The organism is Nocardia sp. XZ_19_369 (assembly GCF_015355715.1).
GTDB lineage: Bacteria > Actinomycetota > Actinomycetes > Mycobacteriales > Mycobacteriaceae > Nocardia.
The window spans coordinates 662,431-678,287 of sequence record NZ_JACVED010000002.1 but is presented as its reverse complement, the minus strand read 5'-3'; the positions used below and the strand labels follow the sequence as shown (position 1 = coordinate 678,287).

The 15,857-nt window shown below is 68.2% G+C and carries 17 protein-coding genes; 7 read left to right on the top strand and 10 right to left on the bottom strand.

Annotation, left to right across the window (positions count from 1 at the left end; genetic code table 11):
- Positions 1–395: 395 nt before the first annotated feature.
- The 4 genes from IBX18_RS09090 to IBX18_RS09075 form a co-directional block, all read right to left on the bottom strand.
- Entirely contained in the window at positions 396–1,199 is an 804-nt protein-coding gene (locus tag IBX18_RS09090; protein WP_194833275.1) for an SCO1664 family protein, read from the bottom strand.
- Between the two features lie 3 nt (positions 1,200–1,202).
- Complete coding sequence (locus tag IBX18_RS09085) at positions 1,203–1,787, bottom strand: DUF3090 domain-containing protein (RefSeq protein WP_107656761.1); 585 nt, start codon at positions 1,785–1,787, stop codon at positions 1,203–1,205.
- Positions 1,788–1,866: 79 nt separating this feature from the next.
- Complete coding sequence (locus IBX18_RS09080) at positions 1,867–2,619, bottom strand: histidine phosphatase family protein (protein WP_147128071.1); 753 nt, start codon at positions 2,617–2,619, stop codon at positions 1,867–1,869.
- A 93-nt stretch (positions 2,620–2,712) separates the two neighbouring features.
- Complete coding sequence (locus IBX18_RS09075) at positions 2,713–3,639, bottom strand: undecaprenyl-diphosphate phosphatase (protein ID WP_107656763.1); 927 nt, start codon at positions 3,637–3,639, stop codon at positions 2,713–2,715.
- Between the two features lie 454 nt (positions 3,640–4,093).
- Between IBX18_RS09075 and IBX18_RS09070 the strand changes: the two genes are divergently transcribed.
- The 4 genes from IBX18_RS09070 to IBX18_RS09055 all read left to right on the top strand — a co-directional run bounded on the left by IBX18_RS09070 (position 4,094) and on the right by IBX18_RS09055 (position 8,254).
- Positions 4,094–5,065, top strand: coding sequence for an aldo/keto reductase (locus tag IBX18_RS09070; RefSeq protein WP_194833274.1), 972 nt, complete (start codon positions 4,094–4,096; stop codon positions 5,063–5,065).
- A gap of 99 nt (positions 5,066–5,164) precedes the next feature.
- Positions 5,165–6,229 carry an ABC transporter substrate-binding protein gene (locus IBX18_RS09065; RefSeq protein WP_194833273.1) on the top strand — a complete coding sequence of 355 codons (1,065 nt, stop codon included), beginning with the start codon at positions 5,165–5,167 and terminating at the stop codon, positions 6,227–6,229.
- Complete coding sequence (locus tag IBX18_RS09060; RefSeq protein ID WP_228540612.1) at positions 6,226–7,323, top strand: iron ABC transporter permease; 1,098 nt, start codon at positions 6,226–6,228, stop codon at positions 7,321–7,323. The genes IBX18_RS09065 and IBX18_RS09060 overlap by 4 nt, the downstream gene beginning before the upstream one ends.
- Before the next feature lie 82 nt (positions 7,324–7,405).
- The gene (locus IBX18_RS09055; protein ID WP_194833272.1) at positions 7,406–8,254 is read left to right on the top strand and encodes a heme ABC transporter ATP-binding protein; all 849 of its coding nucleotides are present in this window, start codon (positions 7,406–7,408) and stop codon (positions 8,252–8,254) included.
- Positions 8,255–8,863: 609 nt separating this feature from the next.
- Here IBX18_RS09055 and IBX18_RS09050 read toward each other — a convergent pair.
- From IBX18_RS09050 to IBX18_RS09030, 5 genes are all read right to left on the bottom strand, one after another.
- The gene (locus tag IBX18_RS09050) at positions 8,864–9,109 is read right to left on the bottom strand and encodes a hypothetical protein (protein WP_194833271.1); all 246 of its coding nucleotides are present in this window, start codon (positions 9,107–9,109) and stop codon (positions 8,864–8,866) included.
- 265 nt (positions 9,110–9,374) lie between these two features.
- Positions 9,375–9,734, bottom strand: a complete 360-nt coding sequence (locus tag IBX18_RS09045; protein ID WP_194833270.1) for a YrdB family protein — start codon at positions 9,732–9,734, stop codon at positions 9,375–9,377.
- 5 nt (positions 9,735–9,739) lie between these two features.
- Positions 9,740–11,833 carry an MMPL family transporter gene (locus IBX18_RS09040; RefSeq protein WP_194833269.1) on the bottom strand — a complete coding sequence of 698 codons (2,094 nt, stop codon included), beginning with the start codon at positions 11,831–11,833 and terminating at the stop codon, positions 9,740–9,742.
- 50 nt (positions 11,834–11,883) lie between these two features.
- Positions 11,884–12,423: a hypothetical protein gene (locus IBX18_RS09035; protein WP_107656768.1), complete on the bottom strand. Its 540-nt coding sequence runs from the start codon at positions 12,421–12,423 to the stop codon at positions 11,884–11,886.
- Positions 12,424–12,780: a hypothetical protein gene (locus IBX18_RS09030; RefSeq protein ID WP_194833268.1), complete on the bottom strand. Its 357-nt coding sequence runs from the start codon at positions 12,778–12,780 to the stop codon at positions 12,424–12,426.
- Between the two features lie 300 nt (positions 12,781–13,080).
- Here IBX18_RS09030 and IBX18_RS09025 point away from each other — a divergent pair, with 300 nt between their 5' ends.
- The 3 genes from IBX18_RS09025 to IBX18_RS09015 are packed head-to-tail and all read left to right on the top strand — an operon-like array spanning position 13,081 to position 15,435.
- Positions 13,081–14,067, top strand: a complete 987-nt coding sequence (locus tag IBX18_RS09025; RefSeq protein WP_306796202.1) for a hypothetical protein — start codon at positions 13,081–13,083, stop codon at positions 14,065–14,067.
- Positions 14,067–14,354 (top strand): DUF5703 family protein, encoded by a 288-nt coding sequence (locus IBX18_RS09020; RefSeq protein ID WP_228540747.1) that lies wholly within the window; start codon positions 14,067–14,069, stop codon positions 14,352–14,354. Before IBX18_RS09025 ends, IBX18_RS09020 begins: the two co-directional genes overlap by 1 nt.
- Positions 14,355–14,358: 4 nt before the next feature.
- Positions 14,359–15,435 carry a quinone-dependent dihydroorotate dehydrogenase gene (locus tag IBX18_RS09015; protein WP_194833267.1) on the top strand — a complete coding sequence of 359 codons (1,077 nt, stop codon included), beginning with the start codon at positions 14,359–14,361 and terminating at the stop codon, positions 15,433–15,435.
- Between the two features lie 12 nt (positions 15,436–15,447).
- Here IBX18_RS09015 and IBX18_RS09010 read toward each other — a convergent pair whose 3' ends face one another.
- On the bottom strand, positions 15,448–15,825 hold the full coding sequence (locus IBX18_RS09010) for a hypothetical protein (RefSeq protein ID WP_194833266.1): 378 nt from the start codon (positions 15,823–15,825) through the stop codon (positions 15,448–15,450).
- Positions 15,826–15,857 lie beyond the last annotated feature (32 nt).

Genomic DNA, 15,857 nt, shown 5'->3' with positions numbered 1-15,857 from the left:
ACGGTGCACCATCGAGCGGCCGACGCGTCGCCGCCGTCGACTGCCCCTTGTGCCCGTCGACCTCGATCCAGCTCGGCAGCAACACGTTACCGACCACTGTGGCGCACGGAGTCCCCGAACGGATCAGCGTACTGCGCAGGTCCGCACTCGATGCGGCATCAAATGTGCCAGTGCCCCAACGGCCTTCGAGACCGACCGCTGACCGCGAGTGGCTTACGGGTTCCTGGCCGGTGAGCGATGCCCGGTTCGGACTCCGGCGGGACACCAGCACGCGACCGATTCACGTTTACCCCAAGGACAATCCCCGCCGATTCGGGACGAAACTCACCCCGTTCAGCACGCAGTGCACCTTCGCACTCACCGCCATTCCCGAACCGACTCGGCCCCAACCAGTTTCAGAACGCCGGCCACGGAATCGGCCGTGACGTCCGGGGTGTCGGCATCACCGGATCATCGACGAGCTCCTGAGTGCGATCGATCAGCGCCTCGATCTCCGCATCGGTGATATGCCCGGCGAGCTCGTCGGCGACCGCACCGGGCAGCTCCTTGGCGAACGCGGTGATGTCCTCGACGAGCGCGTCACTGAGCGGTTGTCCGGCCCACCCCCACAGCACCGTGCGCAGTTTGTGCTCACTGTGCAAGCAGATGCCGTGGTCGACCCCGTACACCTGCCCGTCCATCCCCTCCAACGCGTGCCCACCTTTGCGGTCCGCGTTGTTCAGCAGCACATCCAGCACCGCCATCCGCTGCAACCGCGGATCATCGGCGTGGATCAGCGACACCTCGTTGCCTGCGGGGTCCTGCGCGCGCAAAACCTCCCGAAAGCCTTCGGGCACCGCACCGGGCGAGCACAGGTCGACCAGGTCGAGCCGGTCACCCTGCTCGGTGTGGTTGTCCACCCCGTCGACCCACCGCTGCACCATGCCGATCCCGTACGGTCCGTCGCGCAGAATCGTCTCCGGAATCACACCCCAGCCGAGCGCGGCGGAGATCCGATACGACGCCACCTCCCGGCCCGCGAGGGTGCCGTCGGGAAAGTCCCACAGCGGTCGCTCACCACGCACCGGCTTGTAGACCACCCGAATCGGCGGTTCACCGTCATCGAGGATGTCGCAGACCACGGTCACGTTACTGGCGGTGCTGATCCGCCCGATCACCGTCAGCTCGCCGCTGTGGAACCGATCCCCGGCCCGCGTCACCGATCACTCCTCTAGCTCGGCGGCGCCGAAGATGTCGCCACGCTTGTACCCGTTGGTGCGCACGCACATGTGCCCACGCGACGACAGCGGCTCCCCGCACAGCGGGCACGGCGGGCGGCCCGCCGCGATCACTCTGGTGGACCGCAGCGCGAACTCCCGCGCCTGAATGGGAGTGAGGAACACGCGCACCGCGTCCGGCCCCTCCTCGGTGTCGTCGAGCACCACCGACTCGTCGACCTCGGTCTCGGTGATCGCCAGCAACTCCACCACCACCGCGTTCGCGTCGGCATCCCAGCCGAGCCCCATGGTGCCGACCCGGAACTCCGCGTCCACCGGCGTCACCAGCGGCGCGGTATCGCCGATGTCCTCGGCCTGCGGCGGCACCTCGGCGCCGAAGCGACGGGCCACCTCGTCCAACAGCAGACCCATTCGGTCGGCGAGCACCTTTACCTGCTGCTTCTCCAGCAGCACGCTGACGACCCGCGGTTCCTGAACGGCCTGCAGATAGAACGCGCGATCGCCCGGCTCACCGACGGTCCCGGCGACGAAACGATCGGGGGTGCGAAATACATGGATTGCGCGTGACACATGCACCTCCTGATACGTGACCCTGATCGACTACCCACGGCGCTGGGATACAACGCCAACTATCCGTGTACAAGGAATCTCAGCGCTCCGCATTCCCATTATCCGCACTCCCGGTACCGCCTAGCTCGCCGCCGGGAACGGGACCGGAGGTATCGACCTCGGCGTCGGGCTTGTCGGAACGGGAATCCGGAACGGGGCGTTGCTGATTCGACAGCGCGGACAAATCGGTACCGGTGTCGTTGAGCCGCCACACGTAGGGCGCGGTGGCGGTATAGCGGACAACACTGATCGACGCGGGTTCCACCACGATGCGCTGGAACCCGTCCAAGTGAATACCCAATGCGTCGGCAAGTACCGATTTGATGACGTCACCGTGGGTGCAGGCCACCCAGAGCGTGTCCTGCCCGTGCTGCTCGGCCAGCGCCCGATCGTGCTCGCGCAGCGCGGCGACCGCGCGGCTCTGCACCTGCGCCAGTCCCTCACCACCCGGAAACACCGCCCCGGACGCGTGCCGCTGCACCACTTTCCACAGCGGTTCGGCGAGCAGTTCGGCGATCGGACGCCCGGTCCATTCGCCGTAATCGACCTCGATCAGCCGATCGTCGAACACCGGTTCCAGCCCGAATTTCTCCGCGAGCGGCGCCACCGTTCGCTGACAGCGCAACAGCGGAGAGTGCACAATGCGTTCGATCGGCAGCCCGGCGAGCCGGTCGGCGACGGCCCTGGCTTGCTCCTCGCCGTGCTCGGTGAGCTCGACACCGGTGCTGCGACCGGCCAGCGTGCGGGCGGTGTTCGACGTGGAGACTCCGTGGCGGAGCAGAATCACCGTCATACGGTCAGCCTAGTCATGTCGCCGACGAGCCACCGGGTGCCGTCAGTCCCATAGGGGTCAACCGAGCCGTGTCGCCGACTCCACCAGAGGTGATCACGTGGCCGACACGACACCTGTGGCCAGCAGACCCATGACGGTCAGACCCAGCACGATTCGATAGCCCACGAACCAGTCCAGCGAATGCTTGGCGACGAACTTCAGCAACCAGGCCACCGACGCATACCCGACCACGAACGCGAGCAACGTCGCCACGATCAGCTGCGCTCCACTCGCATTGAGCCCCTCACCAGCGGGTTTGAACGCATCCGGAATGCTGAACAGCCCCGAGGCAGTGACCGCGGGAATCGCCAAAAGGAACGAAAACCGCACGGACGCTTCACGAGTCAGCCCGAGGAACAGACCGGCCGACGACGTGGCACCCGACCGCGACACACCGGGAATCAACGCGAGGCACTGCGCGAAACCCATCACCAGCCCGTCGCGAGTGGTGAGCTTCTCCAGCGGACGCGCCTTGCGCCCGTAATACTCGGCCGCCGCGATCACCAGCGCGAACGCGATGAGCATGAACGAGATCAGCCACAGGTTGCGCGCCGCGGTACGGATCACGTCCTTGAACAGGAAGCCGAGCACACCGATCGGGATGGTGGCGATGATCACATACCAGCCGATCCGGTAGTCCAGCTCGCGCTGCCGCTCGTCATCGAAGTAGCGGTCGGCCTGCCCCGCCGTCACGACCGGAAGTCGGGTCGTCACCTGGTCGGTGATCGGCACCGTTTCCCGCACCGTGAGCTTGCGCAGCACCGTGCTGAACCACGCCTGCAGGATCCGCCAGATGTCCTTGGCGAAATACACCAGCACGGCGGCTTCGGTGCCGAGCTGGGTGACAGCGGTGAACGAGGCGCCCGCGTCGTCGCCGAAGAACACCCCGGACACGATCCGCAGATGCGCCGACGACGAGATCGGCAAGAACTCCGTCAATCCCTGCACCAGGCCGAGCACGAGCGCCTGCACCCAGGTCATCGATTCGCCCGTCACACACTCTCCTGGTGTCTCATGCCGCCTCCATGTGTTCTTGCCCGAAAGAACTGTTCCGCCTGGGCAATTGGTCATCAGATGGGTCGCACGCGAGTGAGCACCGGCGCAATCCCGCAGCGACAGTACAGTGTCGCGGACGCGGCGGCATGCCCGCACCGCCCTCGCGCAGCGGGTTCACAGGCATCTCTGACCTGCCACCCAGCCATCGTCGACACTGCTCGCCGGCCAACCTCGACGCTGCCGGCCGGAAACGAATTCGGCAGCCAGGTCGGTATCCGGCGTTCCCGCAGGGTGGTTCGCCGGCGCGCGGTGGCTGGTTCGCCTGCCCCGCGGTGGCTGGTTCGCCGGTCCCGCGACGCGCGAGCCACTGTGCGGGTAGGCGCCCGGACGCGCACGCACGCTCTAGGCTTGGCGCCGTGACGATTGCGCGGACACGGTGATGGAACAGCGGACGGTCGGCCGCAGCGGCCTACGGGTGTCCCGGATAGGGCTTGCGACCCATACCTGGGGTTCGCATACGGATGCCGACGAGGCATCGGTGCAGTTGGTGGCATTTGTCGAAGCGGGCGGCACGCTGGTCGACACCTCCCCCGCGTACGCCGGTGGCGGCGCGCAACGGATCCTGGCCGAGTTGCTCGGCGATCTCGTCTCTCGCGACGATCTCGTGCTCAGCGGCTGCGCGGGTATCGCACCGCGCGTCACGCCCGCCCCCGCGGGACCGGCCGTGCCGGACGCGACCACCCGGACCACCATCGATACCTCCCGTCGCGCGCTGCTGCGCCAGCTCGACCGGACGCTGCTCGAATTCGGCACCGACCATCTCGATATCTGGAACGTGGCGGTGTGGGATCCACGGACCCCGCTGGACGAGGTCGCGGCCACCCTCGACCAGGCGGTGCGGACCGGCAAGGTCCGCTATGCAGGCGTGCGCGGGTTCAATGCCTGGCAGCTCGCGAGTTTGGCCGCCATCGCCCCGATCAGCGTCGCGCAGACCCCGTACTCGCTGCTGGCCCGCGAGGCGGAACCCGATTTCGTGCCCGCCGCACTGCACCACGGAGTCGGCCTGGTGGCCTCGGCGCCGCTCGCCGGTGGCATTCTCACCGGCAAGTATCGCGACGGGGTTCCGGCGGATTCGCGCGGCGCGGACGAGGCGACCGCGGCCGATATCCGCAGCAGTCTGGACGAGCGGGCGACCCGGGTGGTCGATGCCTTGGTCACCGCCGCGGATGGTTTAGGTACTTCACCGTTGGCCGCCGCGCTGGCCTGGATCCGGGACCGGCCCGGCGTCGCGAGCATGATCGTCGGTGCCCGCGATATCGGGCAGCTCACCGGTGTGCTCGCCGCCGAGACCCTCGAACTGCCGCGGGCCATCGCGGCCGCACTGGACGATGTCAGTGCGCGCACGGAGTGAGGGACTCGGCACCTGCATTGCAGATATCGCGCTGATCCCGCGGGTGATCGGCGCCGACCCGATGCGTACCGCCGCGCGGCACGTCTTAGGCTTACCTTCATGAGTGTGACGTCCGGAAATCCGTCCGTCCGAACGCAGTGGACCGCCGGTGTCCGAACCGGCTGGTCGCGCTGCGTGCTCGCCGTGCTCGCGCTGACCCTGATCGCGGCCTCGGCCGCGTGTGGCAACGACAGCGCCGCGACGAGCACCGGACAGCGCGGTCCGGCCACCGCGACGCTGAGCAGCCTCGACCCGGTCCCGATCGGGCCGGAACCGACGCCGACGCTGCCGGTCACCGTGCGCTCGTTCGACGGCGCCGATGTCACCGTCACCGACAGCAGTCGCATCGTGGCCGTCGATCGCTACGGCACTCTCTCGCAGATCGTCTACGCGCTCGGCATGGGATCCAAGCTGATCGGGCGCAGCACCGTCGCCTTCCCCGCCATCCACGACGTACCCAACGTGGCGGGCGGCAACGGCTCGCTCAACATGGAAGGTCTACTGGCGCAACGTCCTTCGATCTTCCTGACCGACACCGTCTCGGTCACGCCGCCGCTGCGCGAGCAGTTGCGTGCGGCTGGCGTCACCGTCGTATTCTTCGATCCCGAGCGCACCATGGACGGTGTGGTCCCGCAGATCGATGCCGTCGCCGCCGCGCTCGGCGTGCCCGACCGCGGCAAGGCGCTCGGCCAGCGCACCCGCGACGAGATCGCCGCCGCCACCGCCGCGGTGCCCAAGCAGGATCCGCCACTGTCCATCGCGTTCCTCTACCTGCGCAGCACCGCCATCACCATGCTCGCCGGGCCCGGTTCCGGAGCGGACTCGCTCATCGCCGCGCTCGGTGCCAAGGATGCGGGCGGCGCACTGGCCGAACCGTTCGTCACGATCACCAGCGAGGCGATGATCGCCGCGGCGCCCGACCTGCTGCTGGTGATGTCGGACGGGTTGAAATCCGTTGGCGGCGTTGATGGTTTGCAGAAGGTGCCCGGCATCGCGCAAACCCCCGCCGGGCGCAACAAGCGCGTCGTGGACATGTCCGACTCGGTCGTGCTGAGCTTCGGCCCCAACACCGGCCGGGTGATCGCCGCCCTCAGCGAGGCCGTTTACGGCGCTCGGCCGGCATGACCGGAACGGCCACCACCGAGACCGAACCGCAGGTGACACCCTCTGCACCGAAGTCGCGCGGACGTTCGCGTACGACGTTGGTATTCGCCGTCGCGATCGTCGGACTGATCGTGCTCGCGCTGGCTTCGGCCGCGATCGGGCAGGTTCCGACCACGCCCGCCGAGGTTGCGGGCAGCGTGTTTCACCGGATCGGGTTGGACTGGGGGCCGATGCCCGCGCATCCTGCCGGTGAGGTGACGCTGTGGGAGGTGCGGTTCCCCCGGGTGCTGATGGCCATGCTGGTCGGTGCGGCGCTGGCCACCGCGGGCGGGTTGTTGCAGGGTGTGTTCGCCAATCCGCTTGCCGAGCCCGGTGTTATCGGGGTGTCGGCCGGTGCTGCGGTCGGCGCGGGCACCATGATCGTGGTCGGGGGCGCGTTCGTCGCGGCGTGGTCGGTGGCCGCGGCCGCGTTCGTCGCGGGGCTGGCCACCACGCTGCTGGTGTATCTGCTCGCACGGTCCAACGGGCGCACCGAGGTGGTCACCCTGGTGCTCACCGGTGTCGCGATCAACGCCTTCGCGGGTGGGTTGATCGCGTTCTTGCTGTTCGTCGCCACGCCCGCCGCGCGCGACCAGATCGTGTTCTGGCAGTTGGGATCTCTCAACGGGGCAACCTGGGATTCGGTCACCGTCGTCTCGATCCTCACCGCCGTCGGCGTCACCGCCGCCGTTCTCATCGCGCCACGGCTGGACCTGCTCGCGCTCGGCGAACCCGCCGCCCGCCACCTCGGCGTCGACGTGGAACGCTTGCGCCGCAACGTCATTCTGGTCGTCGCCATCCTCGCCACCGCGGGCGTGGCGTTCACCGGCATCGTGCTGTTCGTCGGCCTCATCGTCCCGCACCTGGTCCGCATGCTCGTCGGCCCCGCCCACCGCGTGCTGATCCCGTTGAGCGCCATTCTCGGAGCCGTCGTCCTACTCGCCGCCGACGTTGCCGCCAGGTCTCTGGTCCGCAACGCCGACCTCCCGCTCGGGATGCTCACCTCGCTCATCGGTGGGCCGTTCTTCTTCTGGTTGTTGCGTCGCACGCGGGCTCGCGCCGGTGGGTGGGCATGATGCGCGTGGTCGTGTGCGCGATGGTCGCGCGGTGCGCCTCGATACGAATGAGTGTGGCGTCCCGGCGGTTTGGAGGTGGCGCGTGAGTGGGGTTCGGCAAGTGTTCGCGCGGACGCATGAGTTGCCTGCTGTGCCGGAGCAGGGGGCGGTGACATTGCGGGCGCGGGGGGTGAGTGTTGATCGGCGGGGGGACAAGAGTGCGCAGCGGCGGGTGCTCGAAGCGGTGGACTTCGATGTTGTCGCGGGTGAGGTGGTCGCGCTGGTGGGGCCCAACGGGGCGGGCAAGTCGACGCTGCTTGCCGTGCTGGCCGGAGAGTTGACGCCGAGCGAGGGGACGGTCGAGCTCGAGGGGCACGCGCTGACGCACTGGTCACCGTTGGACATGGCGCGTCGGCGGGCGGTACTCCCCCAAACCCATACCGTCGGTTTCCCGTTCACCGCGCGGGAGGTCGTCGCGATGGGCCGCGCACCGTGGCTGCGCACCGAACGACGCGAACTCGACGACGAGCGCATCTCCGCCGCCATGGCCGCCGCCGACGTGGAACACCTTGCCGCCCGGTCCTTTCCGACCCTCTCCGGCGGTGAACGCGCCCGCGTCGCCCTGGCCCGCGTCCTCGCCCAGGACACCGGCACCCTGCTCCTCGACGAACCCACCGCCGCCCTCGACCTCGGCCACCAGGAAGCCGTCCTCCACCTGGCCACCAGCCGCGCCCAAACCGGCACCGCCGTCGTAGTCGTCCTGCACGACCTCGGCATCGCCGCCGCCTACGCCGACCGCGTCGCAGTCCTCGAGTCCGGCCGCATCGCCGCCGACGGCCCACCCCGCAAGGTCCTCACCACCGACCTATTGACCCGCGTCTACCAACACCCCGTCGAGGTCCTCAACCACCCCGTCACCGGCGCCCAACTGGTCCTCCCTGTCCGCCGCTGACTCCTCTGCGCCACCCGTACGGTCGACCACTCACCCGTCGGCCACGCCAGCCTCACCCGCCCAGCCCAGCCACGCCAGCCCGGCCGCGCCGAAGCAGCCGTTACCGCCCAGCCGTCCCAAGCCGGCCGTCGCACGCCCGGCGCCGCGGGCCTGCTGATCACAAACCATCTCCACGTCGAGTGGCGCACGGTGGCGGGGTCCACTCCGATATTCGCCACCAGAGTGTGCTCCGGGGCGAACCCGTCGCGCAGCCGCTGCCGCACCCGGTGATCGTCGTAGCGGCCGAGGCGCTCGAGATCCGGCCGTAGGCCACGGCACGCAACTCCGCGATCGGCTCGATGTCCGCAGGCTCGGCCTGACGCGTCCCCCACTCTGCATGGCGGGAGGGTAGCGGATCGAACTGCGATCAGTCGCAGCGATTTACCTGCCGGTCTTCCGGCAGATGCACCAGCGCACGGTCCCCACACGCGGCACGAAACGCCTCAACCATGTCCCACTCGAAACCGACCCGAGCGTCGAACGGAACACCACGGCGGGCCCACTCGACGTTCGCCGCCCCCATGTCCCGCTCGTCCCCAACCCGAGCGCTGAGCGGGACATAGGGCGGGCCTATTCGACGTTCACCACCCTGTCCCACTCCCACCCAATGCCGACGTCGAGCGGGACATCATGACCGACCCACGCGACATTCGCCGCCCCCAAGTCCCACACGCACTCGACCCGAGCGCCGAACGGGACATAGCGGCGGGCCCACTCGACGTTCGTCGGCCCCATGTCCCACTCGGGCCCAAGCCGAGCGTCGAGCGGGACGTAGTGGCCGACCCACTCGACGTTCGCCACCCCCAAATCCCACACGCACCCCACCCCAGCGTCGTGCGGGACATGGCCAGCCGGTCTACTCGGCGTTGCCGCCCCCAAGTCCCACACGACCCACCCCGAACGTCGAGCGGGACATCGTGCCGGGCCTACTCGACTTTCACCGTCCCCATGCCCCACACGCAACAAGCCCAAGCATCGAGCGGGACATGGTGACAGGTCTACTCGGCATCCGCCCCCATGTGCCACTCGACGCTCAGGTTCGTTGCTGGGTCGGGCACCGGGCTGGGCAGTCAGGAATACCTCAGCCGCCGGGTATCAGGCTGCCCTGCAAGCGAACTCGCAACCCAGCGTTGATTGCCCAGAGCGCGAAGAAGATCACCCCGACCAGCGGGGCTGTCGCGCTCGCCCAGGCCAGCGCACCACCCCCGAACCAGATCAGTTCGAGGGCAAGGCGCCACCGGCCGGTGAGCGGGAAGCAGGGGTTCGCACCTGCGCCGAACAGCGCCCACATGAGGATGAACAGGGTGGGGGCCATGAGTCCGGTCACTACGCGAACCAGCACGCTGCCAGGCATGGTGAAGCCCCACACTGCCGCTGCGGCAACAACTCCCAGCTCCAGCAGGAACATCGCGACCAGATTGGCACCCTTGAGCCTGGACATAATCCTCAGCGCCAAATCAGCTTCAACACCGCGGGAGTCAGCAACATCCGGATGACCGTGGCGTCCAAGATCAGGGCGGCGATCATCCCGTAGGCGATGTACTTCATCAGCACCAGATCGGAGAACCCGAACGCACCGGTGACGACGATGAGAATGGCTGCGGCGGAGGTGATCACCCCGCCGGTGTGGGCAATGCCATAGCGAATCGCCTCGGCCGGTTCGGCACCACCGGCTCTTGCCTCCGCCACCCGGGACAGCAGGAAAACCTCGTAGTCGGTGGACAACCCGAACACCACGGTCACGATCAACGCGAGCACCGCGAACATCAACGGCCCCGGCGTGAAGTGGAAGAACTCCGCCCCGTGCCCCTCGACGAACACCCAGGTGAGCACCCCCAACGTCGACACGAGACTCAGCGCACTCATCGCAACGGCCTTGACCGCCAACACAATCGACCGAAACGCCACATACATCAGTGTCAGCGCCGCCACCGCCAGAATCGCCACCAGCAGCGGCAAGCCCTCCAACAGCCCGTTGATACTGTCGCGTTCCAACGCGGGCACCCCCGCCACCATGACGTCCACGCCGGGCGGTTCCGGAATCGCCCGCAACGCCGAGATCACCCGATCGGAATCCTGCTTGTCCGCCAACCCGGCCTGCAGCACATTGATGCCGTCTTTGGTGGCCACCGACGGCTCGAACCGCCCGGTGAGCCCGGGGATCCGACTCGCCTCGAACCGAATATCGCTCAGCTGCTGCGAATCAGCCCCCAGCACAACGAGTTTCAGCGGTTCAGTACGAAAACTCGGGAACAGCTCATCGAACCGCTCCTGCGCCACCCTGGCCGGATTATCCGCCCCGAGATATTTCTCACTGATCCCACCGAACTCGATGTTGCGGAACGGAATACTCAGCGCAAGCAGCGCGAGCACGATCGGCACCGCCACCGCCCACGGCCGCCGCATCGCCCACTGCGCGAGCCGCGAGAAGAATCCCGCGTCGATCTGCGCCTCGGTCTTGCTGCGGGAGAACCGTTTCCAGCCGAGCAGATCGATCCGCTGACCCGCGATGCTCAGCGCCGCGGGCAGCGCGGTCACCGAGAGCAGCGCGGCCAGCAGCACCGAGCTGATACCGCCGTAGGGCACCGAACGCAGCACGCCGTTCGGAAAGATGAACAGCGCACCGAGACTCACCGCGATGATCGCCGCCGAGAACAACACGGTGCGCCCCGCCGTCGCGACGGTGCGCGCGGTGGCGTCTTCCACGCTGCGTCCGGCGGCAAGTTCCTCGCGGAACCGCGTGACGGTGAACAACCCGTAATCGATCGCCAACCCGAGACTCACCAAAGTCATGACGGTGCTGGCGAATACGTTCACATCGATGACCCCGGTGAGCGTCCGCATGATGCCCGCCGTGCCCATGATCGTCATGCCGCCGATCAACACCGGCAGCAACGCGCCGATCACCCCGCCGAACACGAAGTACAGCAGAATCGCCACCAACGGCAGCGCAATGATCTCCGCCCGGTGAATGTCGTTCTGCATACCGGTGTTCAGGCCCGCCAGCACCGGCTGCAAACCGGCCAGCTGCACGGTGGTGCCGCCGGGACCGCCGCCTTCCTCCCCCGCACCCAGGTGGTCCTTGATCGCGGTGTAGTTCTCGACGGTGGCCGTGCCCTCACCCCGCAGCCCGACGCTCGCGAACGCGTGCGTGCGCGTGGCATCGGTGGCGTTGGCGGCGAACGGGCTGTCCCAATAGCTGTCGATCTTCAGGATGTTGTCGGGAAACCGCGTCAGCAAGCCGCTCAGCGCACCGGTCACCGCGGACCGCACAGCCGGATCGTCGACGGTGGTCCCGGCCGGCGCGGTGTACAGCAGGATGAGATCACTGTCGGTGTCGCGCCCGAACGTCGCGTCGGCGATCTTGGAGGCCGCCACCGACTCGCTCGACTCGTCGAACCAGCCCTCCTGCGTCAACCGGTCCGTGAGATCGCGACCGAACCAGCCGGACGCCAGCACCGCCAGCGCGAACACGCCGAGCACGAGAAACCGGTGGCGATAAACGAACCGACCCCAGCCCAGCAGCCCGGAGTGCAGCATCGAATCGTCCTGCGAGCCGCGAGTACGCGGAGTCCGCAAATCCGACACAGTCAGCCGCAGGCCGGCGTGCGGTAGTCCGCGGAACGCAGAATCCCGCACAGGTCGGTCCGCGAGATCTTCCACTTGCCGTCGAGCAGCACGAAATGCACGACGGTGGTGCGCACCGCGGTCCCGCTGCCGTCCTTGTCCAGGCGCATCGTCGCGGTGAGCGTGCCGTCGTGGTTGTCGAACACCGGATCGGTGACGCCGTAGACGGCCCGCGGGTTGTCCTGCAGCGCCTTGTACATATCGGGGATCGCCGTCTTGAACGCGTCACCGTCCTCGATGAGGTCGGTGCGTTCGCTGTCCGGCAGCCCCGGATCCAGCGCGCGTTTGATCTGCGCGTCCAGCTGAGTGGCCGTCGGCAGCGGCGGGTGCGCGGCGATGGAGGAGGTGGTGATGGACGCGGACAGCGACGCGTTGGCCGACGAACGCGCCGCGTCGACGGCCGCCTCGTCCGGTCCGGTGCTGCATGCCGCGGCGGCGGCCACCAGGAGGAGGCCGGTCGCGGTCAGCGCGGTGCGGGCGAGATATGTGTATGGCATCACCATCTACATACCATCAATTACGGAACTGATGCGTCCCAGCAACGCGCGCACGGTGGTCACTTCGCGGTCCGGGACCGCGTCCACGGGCACCGCGTCGGGGATCATGTCGCGGACCAGCGCGACGACACTGCGTTCGTCGTCGAGGTCGATGTCGGTGACCCGGGCCTCGGCGACCGCGACCACGTCCTCCGGGCCGGGCACCGCGCTGACGACGTCGGCCCGGTAGATCTCCAGCGTCAACGTGGACCGGACCGTGCGAAACGCGTACGGCCTGCCGTCGCCGGTGGTCCCGAACCCGTGTGCGAACGGACCAACGGTTACGTCATCGATGGCAAATCCAGACGTATGGTCGGCTATCAACCGGATCTCCCTGATTTGGACACTGTTTCAGCTCAACCGTAACCCGCATCACCGACATTCTCCCCCAGCCGCCACCCCGGTACGCCGCGATGGTGCGCCATCATGGTCAGATGGTGGAGTTGCGATGAATCGTCGGTAGAAGGAGTTCGGTGGATGCGCCCTCGCGGCTGGGTTGGATTGGCGGCGTTCGCGGACACCTCTGTGATTGCGCTCCACGATCGGAACCGCGGCGACCGTAACCGCGGCGTTCGATCGGCGACACGCCCGGGAATCTCTCGCGTCACCACCGCGCTCGTCGGCGTGACGACACTCGCCCTGCTGGCCGGCTGTTCCTCCGGCTCGAACAGTGACAACCTTCCCACCCGGGATCCGGCGGTTGCCGCAGTCTCGCCCGCCGGGACAACGCTTCCCGCAGGGGACATCGTCGGGCTCGCCAACCCCGTCGGTGCGTTGCTCGTCGAGGCCAGCACCGGACAGATCGCCGCGCTGGAGTCCGGCAGCACCCTCGCCCTGTTCGACCCCGCGACGCTCACCCCAAACGGCACGCCGCGCACGGTGTCACTGCCCGCGCCCGGCGCAAGCCTCGCCCAGGGCAAACCAGGCGAACTGCTGATCCCCACGCCCGACCGGATCATCCGCGTCGACATCGCCACCGCCACCCTCACCGAGCTCCCGGTGGACGGCGACGCCAGATCGGTGCAGCGCCGCGACGACGGCACCCTGCTCGTCGGCACCGCGGACGGCAAGGTCCGCACCCTCGACCCCGAAGGCAAGCTCGTCCGGACCGTCGACGGCCTGGCCTCCGCCGACGCGCTCGCCGTCACCGAGGACCACGTGGCGGTGCTGGACCGCCGCCAAACCTCGGTCACCGAGATCGACCTGGGCAAGAAGAACCTCGGCTTGGCTCTGCGCGCGGGCGACGGCGCCACCAACATGATCGCCGACCGGTTCGGCCGGATCATCGTCACCGACACCGACGGCGGCGAACTATTGGTCTTCAGCGCCGGACCTCTCCTCCTGCGCCAGCGGTTCCCGGTAAACTCTTCGCCTTACGCGCTTGCCTACGATCAGCGGTCCGACACCGTGTGGGTGACGTGCACGCAGAGCAACGAAGTCGTCGGATTCGATCTGTCGACAGGTATTCCGACAGAGGTCGGCCGTTACCCCACGGTGCGGCAACCGAACTCGGTGACCATCGATCAGCGCACCGGTGACATGTTCGTAGGGTCCGCGGCCGACGGCGGTCTGCAGCGGATCCGCGCGGACGATCGGAAGAAAGGCCAATGATGACTCGGGCAACGCGCGCAGACGACGAACCAGCTTCACCACGCGAGCAGCGAGCGCGGCGCAGCGCACTGCCCGCAGGCTGGGAAACCACCAGCGACGACTACGAATACGTGCCGCTGCGGCTGCCACCCGAGGTGACCAGGGTGACCGCGTCCATGCGGCTGGCCATCCAGGCCGAGTTCGGCGGCTGGGAACTGTCCCGCGTGCGGGCCTATACCGACGGTAGCCGCCGGGTGCTGCTGCGCCGCCGAAAAACCGCACTACCCCAGCCGGAACCGGGAATGTGAGCTGATGTACGCCCTGTTATTACGCCTGATGTTCCTGGTTCCGCCGGAACGCATCCACCACTTGGTCTTCGGCGTCATGCGCCTGGCCGCGCGCTTCGCGCCCACGCGCTGGCTGATGACCACCGTCTTCGCCGGCGACGATCCGATCCTGCGCAACACCGCCTTCGGCATCGACTTCCCGGCGCCGGTCGGCCTGGCCGCCGGCTTCGACAAGAACGCCGACGGGGTAGACGCTTGGGCGCCACTGGGTTTCGGCTTCGCCGAGATCGGCACCGTCACCGCGCAGGCCCAGCCCGGCAATCCCGCGCCTCGGTTGTTCCGGCTGCCCGCCGACCGCGCGCTGATCAACCGTATGGGCTTCAACAACTTCGGTGCCGCGGCCGCCGCCGAGCACCTGCGCCGCCGCCGCGGTGACGTGCCCATCGGCGCGAACATCGGCAAGACCAAAATCGTCGAACCCGCCGATGCCGCAGACGATTACGCGATCAGCGCGGCGCTGCTCGGCCCGCTCGCCGACTTCGTCGTCGTCAATGTCAGCTCCCCCAACACTCCTGGACTGCGCGACCTGCAAGCAGTGGAGTCGCTGCGCCCGCTGCTGCAGGCCGTGCTCGACAGCGTCCAGGTGCCGGTCCTGGTGAAGATCGCCCCCGACCTGTCCGACGAGGACATCGACGCCGTCGCCGACCTGGCCGTGGAACTCGGCCTGGCCGGCATCGTCGCCACCAACACCACCATCCGCCGCGACGGCCTGCGCACGCCCGCCGACGAGGTCGCCGCCATGGGCGCGGGCGGACTCTCCGGCGCCCCGGTCGCCGACCGCTCGCTCGACGTGCTGCGCCGCCTCTACCGCCGCGTCGGCGACCGGCTCGTGCTGATCTCCGTCGGCGGGATCGAAACCGCCGACCAGGCGTGGGAACGCATCCGCGCGGGCGCCACGCTCCTGCAGGGCTACACCGGATTCATCTACGGTGGCCCGTTCTGGACGCGCAAAATTCACCGCGGGCTCGCACAACGCTTGCGCGACAACGGGTATCAGAACATCGCCGACGCGATCGGCGCGGAGTACGCCGCCAACGCCTGAGCTCGGTGCCTGCTAGCCGCGCACGAACGGCGGATCGATGGCATGCCCGTGCTGATGCGGTCGCACGGACCGCTCGCCCGGTGCCGCTTCCGCCGGTGGCGACAACCGCGCCGCCATCCGCTGCGCCAGCAGCACCACCGCCTCGATCAGCGTGACGCCCAGTGCGCTGGCGTAGTTGGTCATCCGGACCATCGCCGCCGGATCGTCCACCGCCTTCGGGTCGCCGAGCAGTTCGTCGAGTTCCATGCCCGCTCGGGCCTGGTCACGGCTCAATTGGCGGTCCGGCAGCCAGCTGAGCCGCCACACCTCCATGCTGGAATCCGCTGCCCGATGGGCGGATTCGGGTGTCCTGTCACTGGTCATCGACCAGGCCATCACGTCAATGGTCACGACGTCCTCCTGTCGTGCATCCGGTGTGCAGT

Bases quoted from the DNA above. Each gene is read 5' to 3' on its own strand.
- IBX18_RS09075 (WP_107656763.1), bottom strand. From the start codon at position 3,639: ATGACCTGGGTGCAGGCGCTCGTGCTCGGCCTGGTGCAGGGATTGACG.
- IBX18_RS09080 (WP_147128071.1), bottom strand. From the start codon at position 2,619: ATGACGGTGATTCTGCTCCGCCACGGAGTCTCCACGTCGAACACCGCC.
- IBX18_RS09065 (WP_194833273.1), top strand. From the start codon at position 5,165: ATGAGTGTGACGTCCGGAAATCCGTCCGTCCGAACGCAGTGGACCGCC.
- IBX18_RS09040 (WP_194833269.1), bottom strand. From the start codon at position 11,833: ATGCTGCACTCCGGGCTGCTGGGCTGGGGTCGGTTCGTTTATCGCCAC.
- IBX18_RS09015 (WP_194833267.1), top strand. From the start codon at position 14,359: ATGTACGCCCTGTTATTACGCCTGATGTTCCTGGTTCCGCCGGAACGC.
- IBX18_RS09020 (WP_228540747.1), top strand. From the start codon at position 14,067: ATGACTCGGGCAACGCGCGCAGACGACGAACCAGCTTCACCACGCGAG.
- IBX18_RS09045 (WP_194833270.1), bottom strand. From the start codon at position 9,734: ATGTCCAGGCTCAAGGGTGCCAATCTGGTCGCGATGTTCCTGCTGGAG.
- IBX18_RS09070 (WP_194833274.1), top strand. From the start codon at position 4,094: ATGGAACAGCGGACGGTCGGCCGCAGCGGCCTACGGGTGTCCCGGATA.
- IBX18_RS09060 (WP_228540612.1), top strand. From the start codon at position 6,226: ATGACCGGAACGGCCACCACCGAGACCGAACCGCAGGTGACACCCTCT.
- IBX18_RS09035 (WP_107656768.1), bottom strand. From the start codon at position 12,423: ATGGTGATGCCATACACATATCTCGCCCGCACCGCGCTGACCGCGACC.